General features: G+C 60.9%; 28 protein-coding genes and 1 tRNA gene. 10 read left to right on the forward strand and 19 right to left on the reverse strand.

Translation table 11 applies throughout. The annotated features are described in order from the left end of the window. Positions 1-11: 11 nt before the first annotated feature. The 8 genes from ureC to ACSQ20_RS04730 form a co-directional block, all read right to left on the reverse strand. Complete coding sequence (ureC, locus tag ACSQ20_RS04695) at positions 12-1,718, reverse strand: urease subunit alpha (protein ID WP_436017913.1); 1,707 nt, start codon at positions 1,716-1,718, stop codon at positions 12-14. 45 nt (positions 1,719-1,763) lie between these two features. Then, entirely contained in the window at positions 1,764-2,069 is a 306-nt protein-coding gene (locus ACSQ20_RS04700; RefSeq protein WP_436017915.1) for an urease subunit beta, read from the reverse strand. 51 nt (positions 2,070-2,120) lie between these two features. Further along, entirely contained in the window at positions 2,121-2,423 is a 303-nt protein-coding gene (gene ureA / locus ACSQ20_RS04705; RefSeq protein WP_436017917.1) for an urease subunit gamma, read from the reverse strand. A gap of 43 nt (positions 2,424-2,466) precedes the next feature. Then, complete coding sequence (locus ACSQ20_RS04710; RefSeq protein WP_436017919.1) at positions 2,467-3,186, reverse strand: amino acid ABC transporter ATP-binding protein; 720 nt, start codon at positions 3,184-3,186, stop codon at positions 2,467-2,469. Then, complete coding sequence (locus tag ACSQ20_RS04715; RefSeq protein ID WP_436017921.1) at positions 3,173-3,823, reverse strand: amino acid ABC transporter permease; 651 nt, start codon at positions 3,821-3,823, stop codon at positions 3,173-3,175. The genes ACSQ20_RS04710 and ACSQ20_RS04715 overlap by 14 nt, the downstream gene beginning before the upstream one ends. After that, a complete protein-coding gene (locus ACSQ20_RS04720) occupies positions 3,820-4,488 on the reverse strand; it encodes an amino acid ABC transporter permease (protein ID WP_436017923.1) in 669 nt (222 codons plus the stop codon). The genes ACSQ20_RS04715 and ACSQ20_RS04720 overlap by 4 nt, the downstream gene beginning before the upstream one ends. Then, positions 4,488-5,285, reverse strand: coding sequence for a transporter substrate-binding domain-containing protein (locus ACSQ20_RS04725; protein ID WP_436017925.1), 798 nt, complete (start codon positions 5,283-5,285; stop codon positions 4,488-4,490). Before ACSQ20_RS04725 ends, ACSQ20_RS04720 begins: the two co-directional genes overlap by 1 nt. 238 nt (positions 5,286-5,523) lie before the next feature. Continuing rightward, on the reverse strand, positions 5,524-6,408 hold the full coding sequence (locus tag ACSQ20_RS04730; RefSeq protein WP_436017927.1) for an urease accessory protein UreD: 885 nt from the start codon (positions 6,406-6,408) through the stop codon (positions 5,524-5,526). A 244-nt stretch (positions 6,409-6,652) separates the two neighbouring features. On the opposite strand from ACSQ20_RS04730, the gene idi reads away from it, so the two are divergent. Continuing rightward, positions 6,653-7,168, forward strand: coding sequence for an isopentenyl-diphosphate Delta-isomerase (idi, locus tag ACSQ20_RS04735; RefSeq protein ID WP_436017929.1), 516 nt, complete (start codon positions 6,653-6,655; stop codon positions 7,166-7,168). Between the two features lie 12 nt (positions 7,169-7,180). Further along, entirely contained in the window at positions 7,181-8,002 is an 822-nt protein-coding gene (locus tag ACSQ20_RS04740; protein ID WP_436017931.1) for an isopentenyl transferase family protein, read from the forward strand. On the opposite strand, the gene urtE is transcribed toward ACSQ20_RS04740, so the two are convergent. From urtE to ACSQ20_RS04785, 9 genes are all read right to left on the reverse strand, one after another. Continuing rightward, on the reverse strand, positions 7,912-8,604 hold the full coding sequence (urtE, locus tag ACSQ20_RS04745; RefSeq protein ID WP_436017933.1) for an urea ABC transporter ATP-binding subunit UrtE: 693 nt from the start codon (positions 8,602-8,604) through the stop codon (positions 7,912-7,914). The genes ACSQ20_RS04740 and urtE overlap by 91 nt on opposite strands. Before the next feature lie 43 nt (positions 8,605-8,647). Continuing rightward, positions 8,648-9,496 (reverse strand): urea ABC transporter ATP-binding protein UrtD, encoded by an 849-nt coding sequence (urtD, locus tag ACSQ20_RS04750; protein ID WP_436017935.1) that lies wholly within the window; start codon positions 9,494-9,496, stop codon positions 8,648-8,650. Continuing rightward, a complete protein-coding gene (gene urtC, locus ACSQ20_RS04755) occupies positions 9,493-10,674 on the reverse strand; it encodes an urea ABC transporter permease subunit UrtC (protein WP_436017937.1) in 1,182 nt (393 codons plus the stop codon). Before urtC ends, urtD begins: the two co-directional genes overlap by 4 nt. A gap of 8 nt (positions 10,675-10,682) precedes the next feature. Further along, positions 10,683-12,299: an urea ABC transporter permease subunit UrtB gene (gene urtB / locus ACSQ20_RS04760; protein WP_436017939.1), complete on the reverse strand. Its 1,617-nt coding sequence runs from the start codon at positions 12,297-12,299 to the stop codon at positions 10,683-10,685. Positions 12,300-12,396: 97 nt separating this feature from the next. Further along, entirely contained in the window at positions 12,397-13,692 is a 1,296-nt protein-coding gene (urtA, locus tag ACSQ20_RS04765; RefSeq protein ID WP_436017941.1) for an urea ABC transporter substrate-binding protein, read from the reverse strand. Between the two features lie 267 nt (positions 13,693-13,959). After that, on the reverse strand, positions 13,960-15,108 hold the full coding sequence (locus tag ACSQ20_RS04770) for a Fic family protein (protein ID WP_436017943.1): 1,149 nt from the start codon (positions 15,106-15,108) through the stop codon (positions 13,960-13,962). 182 nt (positions 15,109-15,290) lie between these two features. Then, entirely contained in the window at positions 15,291-15,614 is a 324-nt protein-coding gene (locus ACSQ20_RS04775) for a rhodanese-like domain-containing protein (RefSeq protein WP_436017945.1), read from the reverse strand. A 6-nt stretch (positions 15,615-15,620) separates the two neighbouring features. Beyond that, positions 15,621-16,274, reverse strand: coding sequence for a protein-L-isoaspartate O-methyltransferase family protein (locus ACSQ20_RS04780; protein ID WP_436017947.1), 654 nt, complete (start codon positions 16,272-16,274; stop codon positions 15,621-15,623). 101 nt (positions 16,275-16,375) lie between these two features. Next, positions 16,376-16,633: a hypothetical protein gene (locus ACSQ20_RS04785; RefSeq protein ID WP_436017949.1), complete on the reverse strand. Its 258-nt coding sequence runs from the start codon at positions 16,631-16,633 to the stop codon at positions 16,376-16,378. Between the two features lie 153 nt (positions 16,634-16,786). On the opposite strand from ACSQ20_RS04785, the gene ACSQ20_RS04790 reads away from it, so the two are divergent. From ACSQ20_RS04790 to ACSQ20_RS04810, 5 genes are all read left to right on the forward strand, one after another. Then, positions 16,787-17,545, forward strand: a complete 759-nt coding sequence (locus ACSQ20_RS04790) for an SDR family oxidoreductase (protein WP_436017951.1) — start codon at positions 16,787-16,789, stop codon at positions 17,543-17,545. After that, complete coding sequence (locus ACSQ20_RS04795) at positions 17,542-18,465, forward strand: sigma-70 family RNA polymerase sigma factor (protein ID WP_436017953.1); 924 nt, start codon at positions 17,542-17,544, stop codon at positions 18,463-18,465. Before ACSQ20_RS04790 ends, ACSQ20_RS04795 begins: the two co-directional genes overlap by 4 nt. Before the next feature lie 86 nt (positions 18,466-18,551). Continuing rightward, positions 18,552-18,857 (forward strand): YkgJ family cysteine cluster protein, encoded by a 306-nt coding sequence (locus tag ACSQ20_RS04800; RefSeq protein WP_436017955.1) that lies wholly within the window; start codon positions 18,552-18,554, stop codon positions 18,855-18,857. 38 nt (positions 18,858-18,895) lie between these two features. After that, positions 18,896-19,489: a DUF1439 domain-containing protein gene (locus ACSQ20_RS04805; RefSeq protein ID WP_436017957.1), complete on the forward strand. Its 594-nt coding sequence runs from the start codon at positions 18,896-18,898 to the stop codon at positions 19,487-19,489. Positions 19,490-19,557: 68 nt separating this feature from the next. Continuing rightward, on the forward strand, positions 19,558-20,394 hold the full coding sequence (locus ACSQ20_RS04810; RefSeq protein WP_436017959.1) for an undecaprenyl-diphosphate phosphatase: 837 nt from the start codon (positions 19,558-19,560) through the stop codon (positions 20,392-20,394). A gap of 21 nt (positions 20,395-20,415) precedes the next feature. Here ACSQ20_RS04810 and trmB read toward each other — a convergent pair whose 3' ends face one another. Beyond that, complete coding sequence (gene trmB, locus ACSQ20_RS04815; protein WP_436017961.1) at positions 20,416-21,126, reverse strand: tRNA (guanosine(46)-N7)-methyltransferase TrmB; 711 nt, start codon at positions 21,124-21,126, stop codon at positions 20,416-20,418. 267 nt (positions 21,127-21,393) lie between these two features. Between trmB and ACSQ20_RS04820 the strand changes: the two genes are divergently transcribed. The 3 genes from ACSQ20_RS04820 to ACSQ20_RS04830 all read left to right on the forward strand — a co-directional run bounded on the left by ACSQ20_RS04820 (position 21,394) and on the right by ACSQ20_RS04830 (position 24,046). After that, positions 21,394-23,076 carry a pyrrolo-quinoline quinone gene (locus ACSQ20_RS04820; RefSeq protein ID WP_436017963.1) on the forward strand — a complete coding sequence of 561 codons (1,683 nt, stop codon included), beginning with the start codon at positions 21,394-21,396 and terminating at the stop codon, positions 23,074-23,076. A 112-nt stretch (positions 23,077-23,188) separates the two neighbouring features. Next, positions 23,189-23,572, forward strand: a complete 384-nt coding sequence (locus ACSQ20_RS04825) for a hypothetical protein (protein WP_436017965.1) — start codon at positions 23,189-23,191, stop codon at positions 23,570-23,572. A gap of 3 nt (positions 23,573-23,575) precedes the next feature. Further along, the gene (locus tag ACSQ20_RS04830; protein WP_436017967.1) at positions 23,576-24,046 is read left to right on the forward strand and encodes a hypothetical protein; all 471 of its coding nucleotides are present in this window, start codon (positions 23,576-23,578) and stop codon (positions 24,044-24,046) included. Between the two features lie 39 nt (positions 24,047-24,085). Here the strand turns inward: ACSQ20_RS04830 and ACSQ20_RS04835 are convergent. After that, positions 24,086-24,160, reverse strand: a tRNA-Gly gene (locus ACSQ20_RS04835). Positions 24,161-24,181: the final 21 nt, after the last annotated feature.

The following is a 24,181-nucleotide window of genomic DNA, read 5'->3' on the forward strand; positions in this document are numbered from 1 at the left end:
TTAGTTAGGACTCAGAACAAAAAGTACCGCTGTGCCATCGGCAGGACGGTAGCCGGCTCGCATGTAAGCAATTCTCCGTCGGCAACAACTTGATAAGTCTCAGGGTCGACGCTGATCGAAGGTTGCCACGCGTTATGGATCATATCGGCCTTCGTCACCTTGCGGCAGCCGCGCACGGGCACAAGCCGTTTGGCGAGCCCGTAGCGTTCGCCAATACCCGCATCGAGCGCCATCTGCGACACGAACGTCAGCGACGTGCGCGCGAGCGCGCCGCCGCGCGTGGCGAACATCTCGCGATAGTGCACCGGCTGCGGCGTTGGAATCGACGCGTTCGGGTCGCCCATCTGCGCGAGCGCGATCATGCCGCCTTTGACGACGAGCGACGGCTTGACGCCAAAAAACGCGGGCTCCCAGAATACGAGATCGGCCCATTTGCCGGCCTCGATCGAACCCACTTCATGCGCTATTCCATGCGTGATCGCAGGGTTGATCGTGTATTTTGCGACGTAGCGTTTCGCGCGGAAGTTATCGTTGCGCGCGCTGTCTTCGGGCAGTGCGCCGCGCTGAACTTTCATCTTGTGGGCGCTTTGCCACGTGCGAATGATGACTTCTCCCACGCGCCCCATCGCTTGCGAATCCGACGACAACATCGACAACGCGCCGAGATCGTGCAGGATATCTTCGGCAGCGATGGTTTCACGGCGAATGCGCGATTCCGCAAACGCCAGATCTTCGGCAATCGACGGATCGAGGTGATGGCAGACCATCAACATGTCGAGATGCTCGTCGAGCGTGTTGACCGTATACGGACGCGTCGGATTCGTCGAGGAAGGCAGCACGTTGGCCTCGCCGCACACCTTGATGATGTCGGGTGCGTGGCCGCCGCCCGCACCTTCGGTGTGATAGGTGTGGATCGTGCGGCCCTTGAATGCGGCGACGGTGGCTTCGACGAACCCCGCTTCGTTGAGCGTATCGGTGTGAATGGCGACTTGCGTGTCGGTTGCGTCCGCCACGCTCAGGCAGTTATCGATAGCGGCCGGTGTCGTGCCCCAATCCTCATGCAGCTTGAGACCGATGGCGCCTGCTGCCACCTGTTCGGTCAGCGGCTCGGGCAAGCTCGCGTTGCCCTTGCCCAGAAAGCCGAGGTTGATTGGCCAGCCGTCGGCCGCTTGCAGCATGCGCTCGATGTGCCAGGGGCCGGGTGTGCATGTCGTGGCGTTGGTGCCGGTGGCCGGGCCCGTGCCGCCACCGAGCATCGTCGTCACACCCGATGCGAGCGCTTCGTCGATCTGCTGCGGACAGATGAAATGGATATGCGTATCGACGCCCCCGGCGGTGACGATCAATCCTTCGCCGGCGATCACCTCCGTCGCAGCGCCGATCGCAATCGTCACGCCGGGTTGAATATCGGGGTTGCCGGCCTTGCCGATCGCGGCGATACGCCCGTCCTTGATGGCGATGTCGGCTTTGACGATACCCCAGTGATCGAGGATCACCGCATTAGTGACGACCGTATCGGCCACGAGTGCGGCGATGCGTTGCGATTGGCCCATGCCATCGCGTATCACTTTGCCGCCGCCGAACTTCACTTCTTCGCCATACACCGTGAAGTCGCGTTCGACTTCGATCAGCAAATCCGTATCGGCGAGGCGGATGCGGTCCCCCGCCGTCGGGCCGAACATTTCCGCGTAGGCGCGGCGGTCGATGCGCAATGTCATGATGATTCGCAGTCCTAATGATTGGGGCGGCGTCGATGCGGCACGTCAGAGCGGGCCCATTACTTTGCCGTTAAAGCCATAGACGGCCCGATCGCCGGCAAGCGCGACGAGCTCGACAGTACGTTCCTGTCCTGGCTCGAAACGCACGGCTGTACCGGCCGCAATATTGAGCCGAAAACCGCGTGCACGCTCGCGATCAAACGAAAGCGCGGCGTTGACTTCATAAAAATGAAAGTGCGAGCCGATCTGCACGGGCCTGTCGCCGGTGTTCGATACTTTGAGCACGACCGTATCGCGCCCCGCGTTGAGCTCGATATCGCCGGGTTCGGTGAGAATTTCGCCAGGGATCATGGAAGAGGACCTGAGACGGTTAGGCGCGATGCCGACGCTGCCGGCAGCGGGTCATGGAATCGGATGGTGCACGGTGACGAGCTTGGTGCCGTCCGGAAACGTCGCTTCGACCTGGATGTCGGGAATCATCTCGGCGATACCGTCCATCACGTCGTCGCGCGTGAGCAGCGTGGTGCCGTAGTGCATCAGCTCGGCGACGCTTTGCCCGTCGCGCGCTGCTTCCATCAGTGCTGCCGTGATGAACGCCACCGCTTCGGGGTAGTTGAGCTTGAGACCGCGGGCTTTGCGACGTTCGGCCAACAGCGCCGCCGTGAAGATGAGCAACTTGTCTTTTTCGCGTGGAGTGAGCTTCATCGCTGGGTCTGTGAAAGCCGTCTGAAAGCGCGTGATTGGACGATTAATGGACGAACTTCTGCAATTCTATGCTCTGCGGGCTATCGAAGATCAGTTCGGGGGGCCCGCTCTCCCACACGCGCCCTTCATGCATGAAGACGACGGTATCGCTGACGCGACGCGCAAAGCGCATTTCGTGCGTGACCATAACGAGCGTCATGCCCTCGCTCGCAAGCTGTTCGACGACGCCGAGCACCTCGCCGACGAGTTCGGGATCGAGCGCGGACGTAATCTCGTCGCATAGCAGCAGCGATGGCTCCATTGCCAGCGCGCGCGCAATGGCCACGCGTTGCTGCTGGCCGCCCGAGAGTTGCTCCGGATAGGCATCGAACTTTTCGCTGAGCCCAACGCGCTCGAGCATCCTCGCGGCGAAGACCTCGGCTTTCACACGTGGCGTTTTCTTCACGACGGTCTGCGCGAGCATCACGTTTTGGCCGGCTGTCAGATGCGGGAACAGATTATATTGCTGAAACACCATGCCGACCCTGAGCCGCAGCCGCCGAAGGTCGGCATGACGCGCGTCGATGCGCTCGCCGTCGATATCGATCGAGCCGGAATCGATACTTTCGAGCCCGTTGAGCGTGCGCAGCAGCGTGCTCTTGCCGGAGCCGCTGCGTCCGATGATCGTCACCACTTGCCCGGCCTCGACTTTCAGATCGATGCCTTTCAATACATGTGCCGAGCCAAATTGTTTGTGTAGCTGGCTGACTTCAACGAGCGACATACAGTTTCCTTTCGAGCGCACGGGCCGTGCGCGATAACGGATAGCAAAGCAGGAAATAGATGATGGCCACGCAGCCATATACGATGAATGGCCGGAACGTTGCGTTGGAAATTACGGTGCCGGCTTTCGTCAGTTCGGTAAAGCCGATGATCGAAACGAGCGCGGTGTCCTTGACGGCCTGCACCGAAAAACCGACCGTGGGCGCGATGGCAATTCGCAACGCCTGCGGCAAGATCACGTGGCGCAATTGCTCGAAGTAATTCATCGCGAGGCTGGCCGATGCTTCCCACTGCCCACGCGGAATGGCTTCGACGCAGCCGCGCCAGATCTCGGCGAGATAAGCGCTTGTGAAGAATGTCAGGCCGAGCGTGGCTGCAACCCACGGATCGACATCGAGGCCGATGAGCGGCAGCCCGAAGAACACGACGAACAGCTGCATCAAAAGCGGTGTGCCCTGAAACACTTCGATGTAGACCTTGGCTGTCGTGCGAAGCATGCGCGATGGGCTCACGCGTGCAAACAACACGACGAGCCCCGCGATGCCGCCCGTTAGAAACGACACGAGCGAGAGCACGATCGTCCAGCGTGCCGCGAGCAGCAGATTTTCGATGATCTGCGCAAAGCTGAATTCGATCATCGGGCGCCCCGTGCGAACAGCTTTCGGCCTGTGGCGTTCAATGCCGCGCGCAGCGCAATCGCAAGTACGAGATACGACGCTGTAATGACGACGTACGTTTCGAATGCGCGGAAGTTGCGCGATTGGATGTAGCTTGCAGCGTAGGTCAAGTCGGGCACCGAGATTTGCGAAATGACCGCCGAGCCCAACATGACGATGACGATCTGGCTCGTGAGGGCCGGAAAGACTTTGGCGAGTGCCTGCGGCAGCACCACATGCCGGTAAATCTGCGCGCGCGTCATCGCAAGTGAGGCTGCCGCTTCGAGATGTCCGCGCGGCACAGCCGCTACACCGGCGCGTACGATTTCGGTCGAGTAAGCGCCGAGGTTGAGCGTCATCGCTATCACCGAGGCGCTGATTTCATCGAGTCGCACGCCGAGTGCTGGCAGCCCGAAAAAAACAAAGAAGAGCTGAATGATGAAGGGCGTGTTGCGAATCGCTTCGACATAGATTGAGGCGCACGCTCGCGCAAGTGAGGAGCGGCTCTCGCGAGCCGCTGCGCCAGTGATGCCGACAGCCACCCCCAACACGGTCGATGCGGCCGTCAAAGCGAGTGTCAGCGCCGCGCCACGCCCGAACATGCCGACATATTGCGCGAGCTCGCCGAATTCGAGCGTGTAGCTCATTACAGCGTTGCCGGCAGCGGCTGGCCAAACCACTTCTTCGACATTGCATCGAGCGTGCCGTCGTGGCGTGCTTGTGCGATGGCGGCGTTGACCTTCTCCATCATGCGCGTTTCGCTCTTGTTGAGGCCGACATAGCAGGGCGAATCCTTGATGACGAACTTCGGTTCGGGCTGTCGCGGCGGGTGTTTCGCCAAAATCGCCGCGGCGACGACATTGCCGGCCGCGATCAATTGAACCTGGCCCGAGAGGAACGCGGCGATGGTTGCGTTGTTGTCTTCGAATCGCTTGATCGTGGCGTTCGGTGCCATTTGTGTGAGCGCGATTTCCTCGAGTGCGCCGCGCGTGGCGCCGATTGTCTTGCCGCTCAGGTCGGCGGGGCTCGTTACCTTGATGTCGGCAGGGCCGAATACGCCTTGATAGTAGGGCGCATAAGCTTGCGAGAAATCGATGACCTTCTCTCGATCGGGCGTTCTGCCGAGCGACGAGATCACGAGGTCGACCTTGTTGGTCGTGAGATACGGAATGCGGTTCGCGCTGTTCACAGGCACGAGTTGCAGCTTGACGCCCAGCGACTTGGCCAGCAGTGCGGCGGTGTCGACGTCGTAACCTTGCGGCTTCATGTCGGCGCCTACCGAACCGAATGGCGGGTAGTCCTCGGGGATCGCCACGCGCAGCACGCCGCTCTTTGTGACGGTGTCGAGCGCATCGGCGTGCGCAGCAGGGCTTGCAAGTGCCGTGACAACGGCCGTGACAGTAGCGAGCGCAGCGAACGTGCGCCCAATGAGGCGATGCTTCATGAAAGGGGTCTCCTACGCGGCTACTCGTGCCGCGGGAAAGCGGCACCGTCGGTAACCGGTGCGAGCGCCCGAAAGAGCAAGGCTCGTGCCAGCGTCGTGTGCACCATCTTGCAGCGGGCGGTGTACGTCGAAAGACAGGTGCCGCATGCACGATAATGGGGAATTATCGCGTTGCATGCGCCGATTTGTGGCAAGCCATCGCGCATGCGCCGTCAGCAGGCGCTGTTTTTGTGCGTGTTCAGGTGCTCCAAAGACGTAACGGCTGCGCGCACGTACCGTGCACCACTGGCCGCAGCGTGGCCCAGCACTGTTGCATCAGCCGCTGCAGGTCTTCCATCGAGGCGCTCAGCACCCGTATCAGCAATACGCCGCCGGGCAACGTGCTTGCGCCCGCGCGCAGCCGATCGTCGAACGGCAACTGCGCAGCAAGCGATTCGGCGAGCGCGTCGGTGCAGGCGTCACCCACGGCCCACAGCGTGCCGAACACCGCGTATCCGGCGAGGCCTTGCGGTGCCGCGCGCAACGTATCGTTCGCGGTGAGCCGGACACGTTCGTGCCATAGCAGCGGTCCATTACTGGGGCGAGCGATTGAGGTGAAGGCGGTTAGCGACCCGGCGATCCAACGCTCGCCCGCTGCTTGTCTGCCGAGTTGAACCGCGTCCCAACCCATCGCGGAGGCGCCTTCGGCAATCTCCAGCGCGAACGATAGTTCGGCATTGGCATCATCGAAAACGATGTTGTTCTGTGGAAGCCAATCGAGCCGGGCGCCTGCGGCAACCCGAATGCCGATGTGCTGCGAGGCACTCAAGCCATTAGCTTTGTACCATTTCGTTGCGCCCGGCGTCGTCAATACCGCATGCGCGTTCGCGCCGAGTTCAATATCGATGTCGAGCCTGTCGCCGCCGGCAACGCCGCCCGGTGGATGCACGATTACCGCATGACAGATCGCCTCGCCCTCGGGATAAAGCGGGCGTTGCACGCGTAATGGGCCGAGATGTTTGCGTCGAGTGAGCGTAGTTCGCGCAGCGATTCGAGCGAAATGTAGTTCCAGCCGCGCATCCCAGCCGCGGGGGTGGGGCGCAAACGAAGCGATCGATCGAGCGAAGGAATACGGCGTGGACATCGATGATAAAGGCGACGAGAAGCGAAATGCAGTGCCGCGAATCTACACGAAAGCCGATGCGGGCGATACTTGCCGCTCGCGAGTTCATCAAAATGACAAGTCAACCGGAGGACTGTCCCATCAGGCTACGAGTTCGCGTGCGCGCGGCTGAGTCCAGCATCCTAAGATTGAATCCGTGGTCTGACGCGTGCCTCGACGCACCGTCCATGCTGCGTTATTCACTTGTCGCGCGGGAGTTCGCTTGGTGCACAACATCAATCAGGTCGTCCTCGTCAACGAACTCGACCAAACCGTCGGCATTGCCGAAAAAATCGACGCACACACACGCGGCTTATTGCATCGGGCGTTCTCGATCTTCGTCGTCAACGATGAACGCGAAGTGCTGTTGCAGCGGCGTGCCGCCGGCAAGTATCACTCCGCGTCACGGTGGGCGAATACCTGCTGCGGCCATCCGCTGCAAGATGAACAGATCGAAGCGGCGGCGCATCGCCGTCTTCGCGAAGAGATGGGCTTCGACTGCGCGCTTCGCTGGGCTGGCGTCTTTCGCTATCGAGCCGACGTGGGGCAAGGGCTGATCGAGCACGAGATCGACCATTTGTTCATCGGGTCGTTCTCCGACACGCCCACGCCCAACCCCGGCGAAGTGAGCGAGTGGATGTACACGTCTATAGCATCGATCGAGCAACGTTTGTCTGATTCGCCTGATGAATTCGCCGCCTGGTTTCGCAGCGCGTTCGAGCGCGTGCGCGATCATTTTTGATTCGGCCATATCGTGAAACCTAAGCTGCACTTCATCGTGGGTCCCACGACCACCGGCAAAACGGATCGGGCGGTGTCGCTAGCCGCCGAAACGGGGGCTTCGGTCGTTGCCGTCGATCGCATCCAGTGTCACCCTGAACTTGCCGTGGGAAGCGGCAGGCCTTCAGTGGCCGAACTGCGCTCGACACGAAGGGTGTATCTATGCGAAAGGGCGGTTGCAGACGGCGAGTTGCCTCCAGGCGAGGCGAACAAGTTGCTGCACGAGGCGATCGCGCGGCTCGCGCGCTACGATGCCACCGTCGTGCTCGAAGGCGGATCGATCTCGATGCTAAAGGCGATGGCGCGGGATGCGAATTGGCGCGAATACGAATGGACATTCGAACGGCTGCATCTGCCTCCGATCGAGGTGTTCAAGGCCAAGGCCGCCACGCGTGTGCGCTCGATGCTGCTTCATTCAGCCGGCGCCTCGATGCTCGACGAATGCGCTGCGTTATGGCCAGATTTACTCGCACGTCCTGTCTTGATGGGTATCGTTGGCTATCGAACGATTGCTCGCTACGCGCAGGCCTATAGCACATCTATTTCGGAGCTTGCACGCTCGGCCACGGCCGATGATATCGAGCGCCTCACTGGACTCATCGCGAGGGATTTCCTTGGTTACGCGAAAGTTCAGGAGTCCGAATTACCGTTATCGTGGTTCTCAGGCTCCGAGGTGTACGATGTGCGAGAAGTACTCGGCGTACCCTACACGGCGATCAGCTCGCGCACACCTTTTTCGTCCATCTCCGCGCCTGCGCCGCCTGCGACGATCTCGCCGCGGCGCATGACCCAATAGCGGTCTGCAAGCGCACGCGCGAAGTCGTAGTACTGCTCCACGAGCAGCACCGTCATGCCGGTCTCGTCGACGAGCTGGCGCAACGTACGGCCGATCTCCTGAATGATCGACGGCTGGATGCCTTCCGTCGGCTCGTCGAGAATCAGCAATTGAGGCTCGCTCATCAACGCGCGGCCGATGGCGAGTTGCTGCTGCTGCCCACCCGACAGATCACCGCCGCGGCGTTTGCGCATTTCCTCGAGCACCGGAAAAAGCGAGTAAATGCGCTCGGGCACGCGCGAGACAGGCTTACGGCTCGCCGCGCCAACGAGCAGATTCTCTTCGACCGTGAGCCGTCCGAATATTTCGCGCCCCTGCGGCACGTAGCCGAGGCCGCGCGCCACGCGCGCATGAGGGGGCAGTGTTTCGAGTGCTTGACCGGCCCATGCAATCGATCCGCTTTTTGCGCGTACGAGACCCATCAAGCAACGCAACAAAGTGGTTTTGCCCACGCCGTTACGGCCGAGCAATACCGTGAGCGAGCCTTGTGGCACATCCATCGTCAGGTCGCGAAGGATGTGGCTGCCGCCGTAGTACTGGTTCAGTCCTGATATGTTCAGCATCGACGTGATCCCGATTTCTGCTTTCTGTTTTCTGTGTTCTGTCTCATCGGCCGAGATACGACTCGATGACGGCCTCATTACGTTTGACTTCGTCGAGCGTTCCTTCTGCGAGCACACGGCCTTCAGCCATGACAGTCACACGCGAATGCGCACCGGCAAGAGCGGCCACGAACTCCATATCGTGCTCGACGACGAGCATCGAACAGGTGCCGCGCAATCGATCGAGCAATGTGGCCAGCGCCATCGTTTCGTCGTCGGTCATGCCCGCGGCCGGTTCGTCGAGCAGCAGCAGCGCGGGGCGCTGCATCAGCAGCATGCCGATTTCGAGCCGCTGCTTTTGTCCATGCGAAAGTTCGCCCGCTGCGCGACGCGCATGCGCTTCGAGGCCAATCGTCTCGAGCGTGGCTTCAATCCGCGCTTGCGCTTCGCGTGTTAGTTGCGCGCGCAACGATGTCCACCACCCCTTGTTCATTTGCATCGCGAGTTCGAGGTTCTCCCAGACAGGATGCTGTTCGAACACTGTCGGCTTTTGAAACTTTCGCCCGATGCCGGTGCGTGCGATCGTCGGCTCGTCCATGCGCGTGAGATCGAGCGTTTGGCCCAGGAACACCTTACCGTGATCGGGACGCGTTCTGCCGGTGACGACATCCATCATCGTCGTCTTGCCCGCTCCGTTCGGGCCAATCACGCAGCGCAGCTCGCCGACGTCGAGCGTCAGCGAGAGGTCATTGAGCGCGCGAAACCCGTCGAAGCTGACACTCACGTCTTCGAGGTAGAGGATCGTTCCGTGCGATACATCGATCGCGCCTGGCGTAAGCGTATGCGCCATGCCCGCGGTGCCGGAAAGCGCATATCCGCTCGCATTGGCTGCGTCGTGTTGGACGGTGGTCATCGTTGGGTCCTCCTTGCCAGCAAGGTCTCGACGAGACCGGCGAGCCCGCGCGGCAACACGAGTGGCACGATGACGAACAATGCGCCGAGAAAGAACAGCCAGTATTCGGCGAAATGGGCCGTAAAAAAGCTCTTGGCGCCGTTCACGGCGAACGCACCGGCGATGGGCCCAAGCAACGTGCCGCGTCCGCCAACGGCGACCCAGATTGCCATTTCAATGGAGTTGCCGGGCGACATTTCACCTGGATTGACGATGCCGACTTGCGGCACATACAGTGCGCCGGCAATGGCGCACAGAACGGCCGACAACGTCCAGATGAAAAGCTTATAAGCGAGCGGACTGTAGCCGAGAAACATCAGCCGTGTTTCGCTATCGCGCATCGCCGTGACGACGCGGCCAAGTTTCGACAAGACAATCGCACGCGCGGCGAGAAACGCGAGCACGAGTGTTGCGAACGTCATCAGAAAGAGCACGGTGCGCGTGCCTGGATGCGTGATCGCAAAGCCCGCTATGCGCTTGAAATCGGTAAAGCCGTTGTTGCCGCCGAAGCCTGTTTCGTTGCGATAAAAAAGCAACATCGCGGCGTAGGTGAGCGCCTGCGTAATGATCGACAGATACACGCCTTGCACGCGCGAGCGAAACGCAAAAAAACCGAACGTCCACGCGAGCACCGCGGGCACCAGCACCACCAATGCAAGCGCGTACCAGAGATGCTCGGTGCCGTGCCAGTACCACGGCAAAGCATGCCAGTTCAGGAAGACCATGAAGTCGGGTAAATCGCTGCCATAGACACCGTCGTGCCCGATCGATCGCATCAGATACATGCCGATGCCATAGCCGCCAAGTGCGAAGAACAAGCCGTGTCCGAGGCTCAAAATGCCGCAATAGCCCCACACAAGATCGAGCGCGAGTGCCGCGATTGCATAGCACATGAACTTGCCGCCGAGCGTGAGCCCATAGGCGGACAGATGCAATGCGCTTGATTCGGGTATCACGAGCGCGGCGAACGGCACACCGATACCTATTGCAAGGACAAGCGCAATGAGCGCAGCCCACGCGGGACGCGACAGCAGCGCGCGTCGCGGCGGTAGGCCCAATGCGAATTCGGCATACGCACGCCGGTCATTAGCGGCGGGCGAATCCGTCGCACCGGAAGCGAGAGGAGTGGCGGAAGTCATTGCATGTCTCATGCGCTACGTCCCTTGAGGGCGAACAAACCTTGCGGACGTTTCTGGATGAAGAGCACGATCAGCACGAGCACGGCGATCTTCGCGAGCACCGGGCCCGAGAACGGCTCGATGGCTTTGGCCAGGATGCCCAGCCCGAAGCTGCCGAGCACGGTGCCGGCAAGTTGCCCGACACCGCCGAGCACGACGGCCATGAACGAATCGACGATATAGCTTTGGCCAAGATCGGGACCGACGTTGCCGATTTGCGAGAGCGCGCAGCCGCCGAGGCCCGCAATGCCGGCGCCGAACGCGAAGGCGTATGAATCGATGCGCGCGGTCTTGATGCCGACACACGCGGCCATGCTGCGATTTTGCGTGACGGCGCGCACGAAGAGCCCGAGCCGCGTGCGTGTGAGCACCGCCCATGCAATCGTGATCACGGCCACCGAGAACGCGAGAATCGCCAGGCGGTTGTACGGCAAGATGAGATTGGGCAACAGCGCGATGCCACCCGTCATCCAATGCGGGTTGGCAACCTGCACGTTCTGCGCGCCGAAGATCGTGCGTGTGGTTTGCATCAGTACCAGGCTGACACCGAATGTCGTCAGCAGCGTTTCGAGCGGCCTGCCGTAAAGATGCTTGATGACGAGCCGCTCGATGACGGCGCCTACGATGGCCGCTGCCACGAAGGCAGCAGGAACGGCTGCGAGCGGATACCAGTCGAAGGCGCCAGGCGCATAGCGTTGAAAGAGGTTTTGCACGACATAGGTGGCGTAGGCACCGATCATCAGGAACTCGCCATGAGCCATGTTGATGACGCCGATGACGCCGTACGTGACCGCCAATCCAAGCGCGGCAAGCAGCAGCACGCTGCCGAGCGAGATACCTGCGAACAGCGTCCCCGCAATGCGGCTTTCCCGCTCGATCGTATCGAGCGCATCGATGCCTTTTTGCGCAGCTTCGCGTACGTGTGCGTCGGGCTCAGCGAAGGTCCCGTCGGCTCGCTTGGCCACCAGCGGACGCAGCAGCGAATACATGTCGGGGTCGCGCCGCGCCGCGACAAGTTGCGCTGCTTCCAGCCGCTTGACCGCGTTGCTATCGGAAAGCGCCGTTGTTGCCCATAGCGTATCGAGGCGGCGCTTGAGCACCGGGTCTGTTTCTTTTGCGCGTGCGCTGTCGATCAGCGGCTTCATCGACGGATCGGGGTTGTTCAGCAGCGCGTCGATTGCGGCACGGCGCTCGGCGATCTCGGGCGAGGCGAGCTTGAGCCCGGCTAATGCGCCTGCGACTTTGCTGCGTAACAGGTTGTTGAGCGTGACGGGCTGCGCATCGCCCACAGCGATGACCTTGTTCGTCAGCGCATCGCGTGCTTGATCGGCAGCATCGCCGCTTTGAATCAGCACTTGGCCGGATGTGCCGGCCAACGCCTGGTCGTTCGCCAATGCATTGAGGAGTCCTAACGAAGCGGAATCGTGTGCCGCGACGAGTTTGTCGATGGCGGCCGATTTGGCGTCGAAGTCGTCGCCTGCAAGCGGGGCGATATCGACTTGCGTCAGGGCATGGGCCGACGTGCTGAGCCAGAGTACACAGACGATCGGCAAGACACGCAGGCAATAGCGTACGCGGTCAATCATGAGGACGTCGCGGTGTGAGAAATGGAGCATGCGCGACGACACGCATCGTGGGTCGCGCGCATGCCGGTCAAATGATCATCAGACGATCAATGAACCATCAGGCAATGAAGCGTCGCCGCAGGAATTCAGGAATCGAGCTGACGATGTCCGGTTTGCTTCCGTTGCCGGCGATGTACGGGCTCCACGGTTGCGCGCGGACTGCCTGCTTCGTTTTCCAGACCACGTTGAACTGGCCGTCGCCGCGAATCTCGCCGATCATCACCGGTTTATGCAGATGGTGATTGCCGTCCATCGACAGCATGAAACCGGAGGGCGCATTGAAGGACTGGCCGATCATCGCCGTGCGCACTTTGTCGACGTCGGTGCTCTTGGCTTTTTCGACCGCTTGCTTCCACATATGGATGCCGACGAAGGTGGCTTCCATCGGATCGTTCGTCACGCGTTTGCCGGCGCCTGCGAGCTTTTGCGACTTCACCCATTCGGCCCATTGCGTTTTGAACTTCGTGTTCTCGGCGCTCTTCACTGACATGAAGTAGTTCCATGCGGCGAGGTGGCCGACTAGCGGTTTCGTATCGATGCCGCGCAATTCTTCTTCACCAACGGAGAATGCGACCACGGGCACGTCGGTGGCCTTGAGCCCTTGGTTGCCAAGCTCCTTGTAGAACGGCACATTCGAATCGCCGTTGATCGTCGAGACCACTGTGGTTTTGCCGCCTTGTGCGAACGTCTTTATATTCGCAACGATTGTTTGATAATCGCTGTGACCGAACGGCGTGTAGATCTCTTGGATATCGGTGTCTTTCACGCCTTTCGCATGGAGGAACGAGCGCAAGATCTTATTGGTCGTGCGCGGATAGACATAGTCGGTGCCGAGCAGAAAGAAGCGTTTGGCGCCGCCGCCTTCGGGGCTCATCAAATATTCGACGGCGGGAATGGCCTGCTGATTCGGGGCCGCGCCGGTATAGAAGACGTTGCGCGACATCTCTTCACCCTCGTATTGCACGGGGTAATAGAGCAAGCCGTTCAGTTCTTCAAACACGGGCAGCACCGATTTGCGCGAAACCGAAGTCCAGCATCCGAACACGCAAGCGACTTTCTCTTGCGTGAGCAACTGGCGCGCTTTCTCGGCGAAGAGCGGCCAATTCGATGCGGGGTCGACCACAACCGGCTGGAGCGGCCGGCCGAGTACACCGCCGCTCTTGTTGATGTCGGCGATGGTCATCAGCGCGGTGTCTTTGAGCGACGTCTCGGAGATCGCCATCGTGCCCGAGAGCGAATGCAAGATGCCGACTTTAATCGGGTCTTTCGATTGCGCACGCGCGAACGGCGTTTGCCCTGCGAGTGCCAGTGCGCCCGAAACCGTGCCGAGCTTCAACAGGCTGCGACGTTTCATGTGCTTCCCCTTGCCGGTGGGTGGATTGCGATTGGTATGGATAAGACCGCATCAAGCGGTGCCGTTTTTATGCGGCCCGCCGACCACAGCAAGCTGTGTGCCAGCACTGCTATTGCGCAAAGGGATGGACAGGTATGGGCGAAGCTGGTGCGGCCAAAGCGTGCGGCGCGCTGTTACGGTGCTCGACGCTTGACGATGGGGAGCGCGATGGGCCAAGTTGGTGAGGCCGCCGCACAAGCGAAGATTGGGGTATGCGCCTATCGCCGCTTAAGCCGACGTATCCGTTGGGCCCCATCCGGAGATGTTCAGGTAATAGCGGGTTGAACGACCGCCACCGAACCGACGCAGTAGTCCCATGTCCTCGAGTTCGATCAGTTCGCGCGAGGCGGTGGCCCGCGAGGTGCCGCCGATGCTCTCGTACTTTCTGGTGCTCATGCCCCCCTCGAAACCGTTCGGGCCGGCATCGAGGAGAAGGTTGACGACTTTGCGCTGCCGGGGCGTGAGTACTTTGTCCTGATGGTTCATCCAGAACATGGCTTTAGCCAGTGAGGCGTCCACGGCACTGGACGCTTCTTCGCAGGACACGCGCACCTGTTCGACGAACCACAGCACCCATTCGGTCACGTCGAGCTGGCTATGCTGCGCGCGCTCGAGTTGCGCGTAGTAGTCGCGTCGCTTATCAAGCAAGCGCTGCGAGGTTCGAATGAGGCGGCTGACCTCACCGCTGTCGCGTGCCAGCACCAGGTCAATCAGAACGCGACCGATGCGTCCATTCCCGTCCTCAAACGGATGAATCGTTTCGAACCAGAGGTGAGCGAGTGCGGCTTTGACCAGCGTGTCGTGCTCGGTCGTTGCGTTAAACCACTCGATGAACGTCTGCATTTCGGCTGCGACGCGCTCCGATGGCGGAGCTTCGTAGTGGACCCGCTCGCGTCCGATATGCCCGCTGACGATCTGCATTGGCTCAGCATGTTCGCGGTAGGCGCCGACAAGAATTTCGGTCATACCCGAGTAGCCGGTGGGAAAGAGCGCGGCCTGCCATGCATACAATCGCTCGTGTGTGAGGGGCGCTTCTCGTTGCCGCACCGCGTCGTCCATGATGTCGAGTAGGCCTTCGACGCTTCGCGGTGCGTTCGGGCCGTCCTGATTCCCGACACCTAAGCGCCGTGCCACAGACGAGCGCACGGCGGCGAGGTCGACGCGTTCGCCCTCGATAGCTGCGGTCGCGACTGCGTCCTGGCTCCAGGCCTCGGCAGCAAGTTCGAGACGCTGTTCGAAACCAAGGCTTGCCAGCATGCCTTCAATGATGCCTTGCGCTCGGTGTGCGCGTGCCAACTCGCCGCCGACGCGCACTACGTCGTAGTGCATCCCGGGCCACGTGGGAGCTTGCCAAATCAGTGATGGGGGCGGCGACATAGGTGTTGAGGCGATTGCGGTTGTATTCGACTCGAACAGTGAGTCGAATAAGTATATCTGATGGTGAGTCGATTAGGCGCCTAATCGACTCACCTGATGAGTTGATACTTGCTTAAGCACGACAAACGAAAAGCCCCTTGTAGTCATCGACTAACAAGGGGCTTTTTGCAGCAGGCTCGGTCTCAGTACGTCGGCACAGTCGGGTCGACTTGGTGGGACCATGCATCGATGCCGCCTTGCAGGTTGAAGACCTGCTTGAAGCCGCGCCCTTCGAGGAACATCGCGACGTTTGCGCTGCGTGCGCCGTGATGGCAGATGCAGACGATCGGCGCTTCATCGTCGAGTGCTTCGCTGTTGGCGGGAATTTCTCGCATTGGAATCGACACGCAGCCTGCAATGGAGGCCGTCGTGATTTCCCAGGGCTCGCGCACGTCGAGCAAGACGGGCGCCGGGCGCGAAGTGTCGGCCAACCATTCGGCGAGGGCGGGGGCAGTCACGTTTTGCATGGCAGTCTAGAACTTGAAGCGCGACGGCTCGATGGCGTTGACGAGCGGCTCGACGTAGGTTTCGAAGATATCGGCGACGCGGAACTGCTTTTCGTCGATGCGCGTGATGATTTGCGCTTCCATGACGGGCGCCGTGCCTACGAAGGCCGCCAGCCGCCCACCGACCTTCAACTGCTCGAGCAGCTCCTGTGGCAAAACCGGCAAGCCGCCTGACACGCAGATGACATCGTAAGGTGCCGCGGCGGCCCAGCCGCGCGCACCGTCGCCAGTAGCGACTTCGGCGTTTATCACGCCGTTGGCGGCCAGATTTTGCTTCGCCATTTCGGCCAGCTCGGGCTTGATATCGACCGTCAGCACGTGACGGCTGCGGTGCGCGAGCAGCGCGGCCATGTAGCCGGAGCCGGCGCCGATCTCGAGCACGCTTTCGTGCTTCTTGACGGCGAGTTCTTGCAGCACGCGTGCTTCGACGCGGGGCGCTAGCATATGCTCGCCTGCGGGCAGCGGTATTTCGAGATCGGCGAAGGCGATATCGCGAAACGCGGCGGTCACGAAGTTTTCACGTTTGACGATCGCGAGCAGATTCAGCACATCCTGGTCCAGCACATCCCAGGGGCGAATTTGCTGCTCGATCATGTTGAAACGGGCTTGCTCGATGTTCATGGCGACTTGATGGACGTGAAACGAAAGCGGTGGCGGTTCGACAACGGGAGCGAGACAAACGCCGGGATTGTACCAAAGCGCGGGTGCGCGCCGGGACAGCGCTAGCTTCCGCTACGCTTGAGTTGCTCGTCGAAGGCCGCGTCGAGCTTGCTCTGTTTTTTAGGCTTGGCGGGCAGATAGGCGTCGACGAACGCAACGAAGGTCTCGAGCGGCAGCGGCTCGCTGAGCTGCCGCTCGCTGCCGTCGGCGCGGTCAATGAGCCTGAAAAGCCCGCCGGGCAGGCTCAACGCCGCGTATGAGGCGTGGCCGGTGCGTGTTTTGAGTCGTTCGACTGCGTAAATTGCTTTCGTACCGCGCATGGTGTTTTTCGTCGATTGGCAAAGAGGGTTACTTTACCAAGGAGCGACGGGCCATCGGTCAGTATCTCAAAGCGATACAAGCTTTGCTTCGGCCCTGACTCTTTTCCCAAGCCTGAATCGTTTTAGCTATACCTAAACTTTGGAGTATGGCTGATGAATCTTAAAGATAAGAATGTCGTCGTCACCGGTGGAAGCCGCGGTCTTGGCCTGGGACTGGTCGAGGCGCTTGTCGCGCGAGGTGCCAGAGTGACGGTCGTCGCGCGCGGCGCCGAGGCGCTCGAAGCGCTCAGCGCGCGACTGGGCGTTGCCACGATCTGCGCCGATGTCACGGACGAAGCCGCCGCCCATCGCATCGTGGGCGAGGTCCGCCCGGATATCCTTGCGCTGAACGCCGGCGCGGCACCTCGAATGGGGCGGCTGGACCAATTAAGCTGGCATGATTTCTCAGTGGCTTGGGAAACGGACGTCAAGGCTGGGCTCTACTGGCTTCAGGCGGCGCTCAACGTGCCGCTCAATCCTGGCAGCCGCGTTCTAGTGGGGTCGAGTGGCGCGGCGGTGACCGGTTCGCAGATGTCGGGCGGGTATGGCGGCGCCAAACGAATGCTTTGGTTCATGACCAAATACGCCAACGGTGTCTCGCAAGAGAAGAGCCTCGGAATCCGCTTCCAAGCGATTGTGCCGCGACAAATGATTCTCGGAACCGGAATCGGGGATGCAGCTGCGAATGCCTATGCGGACTCAATGGGCATCACGCCGGAACAGTTCGTGGCCCGCTTCGGCGCGCCGATGCCACCCAGAGCATTTGGCGATAGAGTTGTTTCTGTGCTGGAAGACCCCCGATACGCCGATGGCGTCGTCTTCGGTCTCAATGGCGACGATGGGGTCACGGTGATGGAAGGAGCGGCGACTTGAGCAAAGGCGAGCAGCCTTCAGACGACGCGCGACGGGCGGAGCTTCTCGCACTGGCCGGAGCACTGCGGCCAGAGCTCCATCGCTATTGTGCCCGTCTGATGGGATCGGTTACCGACGGTGAGGACGTCGTGCAGGACACCCTTGCGCGGGCCGTTGTCGCCCTGGACGAGTTGCGGGAGGGGCTGCCGCTTCGCGCTTGGCTGTTCCGGGTCGCGCACAACCGCGCTCTGGACTTGCTGCGCAGCCGCGCGATCCGCGTAGCGGAGCCTATTGAAGCCGCCCATGATGTCGCCGACCAAGCCACGCCCGATCCTGTGGAGATGCTGATGCGCCAGGAAGCAGTCAACACCGCGGTGTCGCGTTTTACCGAACTTCCGATTGCCCAACGCAGCGTCGTCATCCTAAAGGATGTGCTTGATGATCCGCTGGTCGACATCGCGGCTTTGCTCGATCTCACCGTTGATGCCGTGAAGGGCCATCTGGCCCGGGGGCGCGCGCGTCTTCGCGAAATCAACGCGAAGCCCGGCAAGCTTCCTGATCCGAGGCCAACGTCCGCCGAGGTCGTGCGCTACGTGACGCTCTTCAACCAGCGCGATTGGGATGGCCTGCGTGCGCTCCTCGCGGACGATGTGAAACTTCATCAGTCCGCGCACCCGATTCGCGTCGGCTCCGCTGACGTCGGGATGTTCTTCAGCATCTATGCCACGATCGAAGGCGTTTGGCTGACCCCTGCCTGGCTTGAGAGGCGCGAGGTGATCGCGGTTTTCGAAGACCGGACCGATCCGAAGCCCAGCTACATCATGTGGCTCGAGTGGCGCGGCGGCCAAATCAGTTTCATCCGGGATTACCGCTATGTCCGCTATGTCACCGCCGATGCGGAGTTGACGTTGGTGCCGGACGTCGAGCGCGGTAAGCTCTGACAGCGAGGAAGCGCGCACAATACCGAATATTGTGCGTCTGCGCTCCCGGGCGCCGGCTTCTTTATCTGACGAATAAACGTTTTTCAATGCTCGCATCGGACCCTGACGTCACCAAACATGCTTGCCGCCCCGGCTGCGGCGCGTGCTGCATTGCCCCTTCGATATCGAGCGCGATTCCCGGCATGCCGAACGGCAAGCCCGCCGGTGTGCGCTGCGTTCAGCTCGACGACGATGAACGCTGCCGGATTTTCGGCCAGCCCGAGCGCCCGGCCTGCTGCAGCGGCCTTCAACCCGATCTCCAGATGTGCGGCGCGTCACGCGACGATGCGCTCGTCTGGCTTACCCGGCTCGAAGTGCTGACGCAGCCCGCGCGCGGCCGAGCCGAGCGGTAAAACCCACTCGACCCACCTTCGCAACAAGGAGAGGATGCATGACCCACGCCGCCCGAGCGTCCCGGCGACGATTCCTGACAACGATTTTGACGCTGTCAGCGGCGGCGAGCTTCGCCGTGCCGATTGCCGCCTGCGCCACCCGGACGTTCCCGTTCATCCCCGATCACTACACCTTTTCGCAACGTCAGGTGCAGCAAGCGGTCGCACGCAAGTTTCCGTATCGACGCACCGTGTCGCAGTTCTTCGACGTCGCGCTGACCGACCCAGCCGTTGGCTTCGCGCCTGACGCCAATCGCGTGACCGTGAAGCTCGACGCGCATGTGAGCAGCCCGTTCTTACAACAGCCTGTCGATGGTGTATTCACGCTGTCGAGCCGCCTCGAATACGATGGCGCGCAGCGCGCCATCGTGTTGCGTTCGCCGAACGTGGAGAGCGTCGACGTGCAAGGCGAGGTGCGCGCCTATCAGCAGCAGATCGAAGCGGCCGGCGCGCTCGCCGCCGCGCAGTGGCTCGACGGTTATCCGATCTACACATTCAAGCCCGAAGAGCTGCAATTCGCCGGGGCGACATTCGAACCCGGTACAATCACCATCCTTACAAACGGCATACGCGTGCAGATCGTCGAGAAATGACGAGCGGTGCGCGGCCGCGAGCGGCCGCGCACCAATGGCGGCCCGCTCGCTTTTTTAGGGAGCCATCGATGGATTGGATACTGTTGGCCAAGGCGGTGATTCTTGGCATCGTCGAAGGTGTTACCGAATTCCTGCCCGTGTCGAGCACGGGTCATCTGATCGTCGCGAGCAGCCTGCTCGGCTTCGACGGCAACGGCGCGAAGACCTTTAACGTCGTTATTCAGTTCGGCGCGATCCTGGCCGTCTGCTGGGAATACCGAGCCCGGATCGTCTCGGTTATCCGGGGTCTGTTCACTGATGTCGACGCTCGCCGTTTCGCGCTGAACGTTGTCATCGCGACGATTCCCGCAATCGTGCTCGGGGTGCTGCTTGAAGCTCAGATCAAACGGGTGCTGTTCGCTCCGGTGCCTGTCGCCTTTGCGCTGGTAATGGGCGGCATTGTGATTCTGTGGGTGCAGTCGCGCGAGCGCTCGCGCGATGCCGTGCCGGCGCGTGTTGCCTCGCTCGAGCAGTTGCGGCCGCTCGATGCGCTCAAGGTGGGCTGTGCGCAGTGCTGTGCGCTGATTCCTGGCGTTTCGCGCTCAGGTTCGACCATCATCGGCGCCATGCTGCTCGGTGTCGAGCGGCGCGTGGCCACCGAGTTCTCATTCTTTCTCGCCATTCCGATTATCGTCGGCGCGACGTTCTATGAAGTCGTCCGCCACGGTCACGGCGCGTTTGCGAGTGCCGTCGATGTATTTACCGTTGGCACCGTCGCCGCATTTGTCAGCGCCTTCATCTGCGTGCGCTGGCTGCTGCGCTACCTTGCCAGCCACGATTTCACCGTCTTCGCCTGGTATCGCATCGCGTTCGGCATGCTCGTGCTGATCATCGGCTACAGCGGCGATATGGAATGGCGCATCTGATGTCTATGCGCGGGCACGCGTTCAAGCCGCGCGTTTTTTGAAGACGAGATCCCACACGCCATGGCCCAGGCGCAGCCCGCGCTGTTCGAACTTCGTGACCGGGCGGTAGGCCGGGCGAGGCGCGTAGTCTGGCGCGGTGTTCTCGAGTAGGGGCTCCGCGCCAAGCACTTCCAGCATTTGCTCGGCGTAGTTTTGCCAATCGGTGGCGCAATGCAGGTAAGCGCCCGGTTTCAGGCGCGAGACCAACTTCGCGACGAACAGAGGCTGAATGAGCCGGCGTTTGTGATGTCGCGCCTTGTGCCAAGGGTCCGGAAAGAAGATGTGCACGCCATCAAGCGACGCGGGCGCAAGCATGTTGTCGATCACTTCCACGGCGTCATGCTGGACGATGCGGATGTTCGCAAGCTGCTGCTCGCCGATCAGTTTGAGCAGCGCGCCCACGCCGGGCTCATGGACTTCCACGCCGATGAAATCATCGCTGGTGCGCTGTGCAGCGATTTCCGCCGTGGTTGCGCCCATACCGAATCCGATTTCCAGGATGCGCGGCGCATGACGACCGAATAACGCGTCCCAGTCGGCTGGCGTGTTGGCGTAGGGCACGACAAAGCGCGGACCGAGTTCGTCGAGCGCGCGACGCTGTCCCGTGGAGACGCGGCCAGCCCGCGTGACAAAGCTGCGAATGCGCCGCAGATGCAGCGCGTCGTCGGCGTCGTTGTTGGAATCGTGAGTCATCTAAGCAAAACAATCGTTTGGGGGCGCCGGCTAGGTGCGGCAATGTGCGCGAGATTGTAGACGACTGGCGGACCGATGCGCTGCTATGGCGATGATCTTGCATATTGAACGTCTACCATCGCATCGTCCCACTACGGCATCTATCTCGTTGCATCGGCCCGGCAGCGAGCACGAGGCCGAGCAATGGAGGCGAGCATGCGAGCGCTGCGGCCTGCGCGCCACGAACACCGATACTTCCTCCGCAAACACCTTGTGCGGCGCTTCGGTATGTGGCTGATAACGGCCAGCATCTGCGTTTCTTGCGGCGGCTCGGGGGGCTCGGGTGGCGGCGGAAGTGGAGGGGCATCCACCGATGGCCCGACGGGCGGTAGCGGCTCGGGGTCGGCGTCGGGCTCGGGCGGTAGCGGCTCGGGGCCTGGCTCGGGTGGTATGGCAGGCATCGCCTACTCAACCGACGTGCTCATGCACCACAACGACCTCGCGCGTACCGGACAGATGCTTGCCGAGACTGTGCTCACGCCGGCCAATGTGCGCGCCGCGAGTTTCGGCAAAGTCGCGTTTTTGCCGGCCGACGGTAAGGTCGATGCTCAGCCGCTTTTCATCACGAATCAATCGATTGGCGGCGCGGCGCATGACATCGTCTACGTCGCGACCGAGCACGATAGCGTTTATGCGTACGATGCGAACTCCTATGCGCGGCTATGGCAAGTTTCATTGCTTGGCAGCGGCGAGACGCCGAGCGACGATCGAGGCTGCCAGGACTTCACGCCGGAGATTGGCGTTACGTCGACACCCATCATCGACCGCAATCGGGGTACCGCGGGCGCGCTATACGTCGTAGCGATGACGAAGGACGGCAGCGGGCACTATCACCACCGTTTGCATGCGTTGGACCTATCGACGGGCGCCGAGATGCTCGGTGGCCCGACCGAAATTGCGGCGACTCATGCGGGCAACGGCGCGGGCAGTGTGAACGGTGTGCTGACGTTCGATCCATCGCTGCATACCGAACGTGCGGCACTCACGCTTGTCGGCGGCAACGTTTATCTCGGATGGACGTCGCATTGCATGTCGGGTGCGTATACCGGTTGGATCATGGCGTACAGTGCCGCGATGCTGGCGCAAACGAGCGCGCTTGATATCACGCCGAACGGCGCGCTGGGTTCGATCTGGATGTCAGGCTCAGGCATGGCATCGGATGGCACTTCATTATTCGTTGTGGACGGCAACGGTACCTTCGATACGACGCTCGACGCGCGGGGCATGCCGAGCGGGGGCGATTTCGGCAACACATTCATGAAGCTCTCGACGGGGGCGTTACACGTGACCGACTATTTCGCGATGTCGAACACAGTGGCCGAATCGAATGCCGACGATGATTTCGGTTCGGGCGGCGCGATGCTGTTGCCCGATGAGATTGCGCCGGACGGCAGCGTCAAGCATCTCGCGATAGCGGCGGGCAAGAACAACAGGATTTATGTCGTCGATCGCGATGCGATGGGCAAGTTCGACGCGTCGGCGAATCACGTTTGGCAAGAGCTTACCGGCACGCTCGCGGGCGGCATCTGGGGTTCGCCGGCGTATTACAACGGTACGGTTTATTACGGCGGACTAAACGATAACCTCAAGGCGCTGCCGATTACGAATGCGCTGGTTGCATCGACGGCTGCATCGAAGAGCCCGACCACGTTTGCTTATCCCGGCGCAACGCCGGCGGTGTCGGCCAATGGTTCGACGAACGGCATTGTATGGGCCGCTGAAAACGGCAGTGTGGGAGCTTTGCACGCATACGACGCCAGCAATTTGGCGAACGAGCTTTATAACAGCAATCAATCCGGCACGCGCGACCAATGGGGCGCGGGCAACAAGTTCATCACGCCGATGATCACGCGGGGAAAAGTGTATGTCGCGGCAAAGAATGGGGTGGCGGTGTTTGGGTTGTTGCCGTAACGGTTCGGCTCGTTCTTCCATGTAGCCATTGCATGCTAAAGTTTCCCGTCGCGCGGTTAAAACCGACGTGGCAGCACAAGATAAATCAAATAGCGGGAAACTGAGGGCCTCAATGAAGAAACACGCTCATAACCATCGGCCGGTGAAACCGGCCAACAAAGGCTGGGTGGCAAAAGATCCGTCGATTGTCCCTGTGACGTCTCAGTTGGCGCTACGAAAAGCGATGGAGTTGGAAAAGGTTCCGCTCACGGACTATAACGACTTGCTCTGGATAATGGCGCAAGAGTCAAGCGGCATTGTCAATGCCAGGAATCCTGGGTCAACGGCGCGCGGGCTATTTCAATTGCTGCATGCGCAATACGGATTGAATCCGAACGGCGAGAAGTCTTTCGGTAATGCTGTCGAAGAGTGCCAAGGGGGCATCCACTATATTTATGGCCGATACCACACCGCATCGCTGGCAAAGCAGTTTTGGGAAAAACATCACTGGTATTGAAAAATGACGAAATTCTTTTTTTATGCTGTTTTGCTGGCAATGTTTGGTGTGTCGAATGCGTATGCCGATACTTCGATGCCGAAGTTTGAAGACTTTCCGGCCCAGGTCTATCACGGGAAAATTGCGTCTGTCCGTATTGCTTCGGCGCAAGATAGGGAATTCAGGAGCCGTCTTCGGGAGTCGAGCGGACAGAAACCGAATTTCGCTGGACATTACTCGCTCGCAAGTTGGGGGTGTGGTGCTTCTTGCGTGATGACGGTAGCAATTGATGCGCAGACGGGGCGGACTACATGGTTGCCGTTTACGGTTTGCTGCTGGGCTACCGATGTCGATGAGCCGATCAAATTCAAGGCCGATAGCCGGCTCGTCGAGATTACAGGGGCGCGTAATGAGACGGGTGGGGGGACCTATTACTACGTCATCGACAAGAAGGGTTTCGTGCTCGTCAAGGCGGTGGAGGCGGCAGCGAAGTGATCCTGAGCGAGGACTGTCGAAAAGGATTTTGAACAGGACTGGAGCGGGCGATGGGAATCGAACCCACGTCTCTAGCTTGGGAAGCTAGGGTAATAACCATTATACGACGCCCGCGGAGAGCGCGATTCTACAGGG

It is taken from the genome of Trinickia sp. LjRoot230, from assembly GCF_964253315.1.
Lineage (GTDB): Bacteria > Pseudomonadota > Gammaproteobacteria > Burkholderiales > Burkholderiaceae > Trinickia.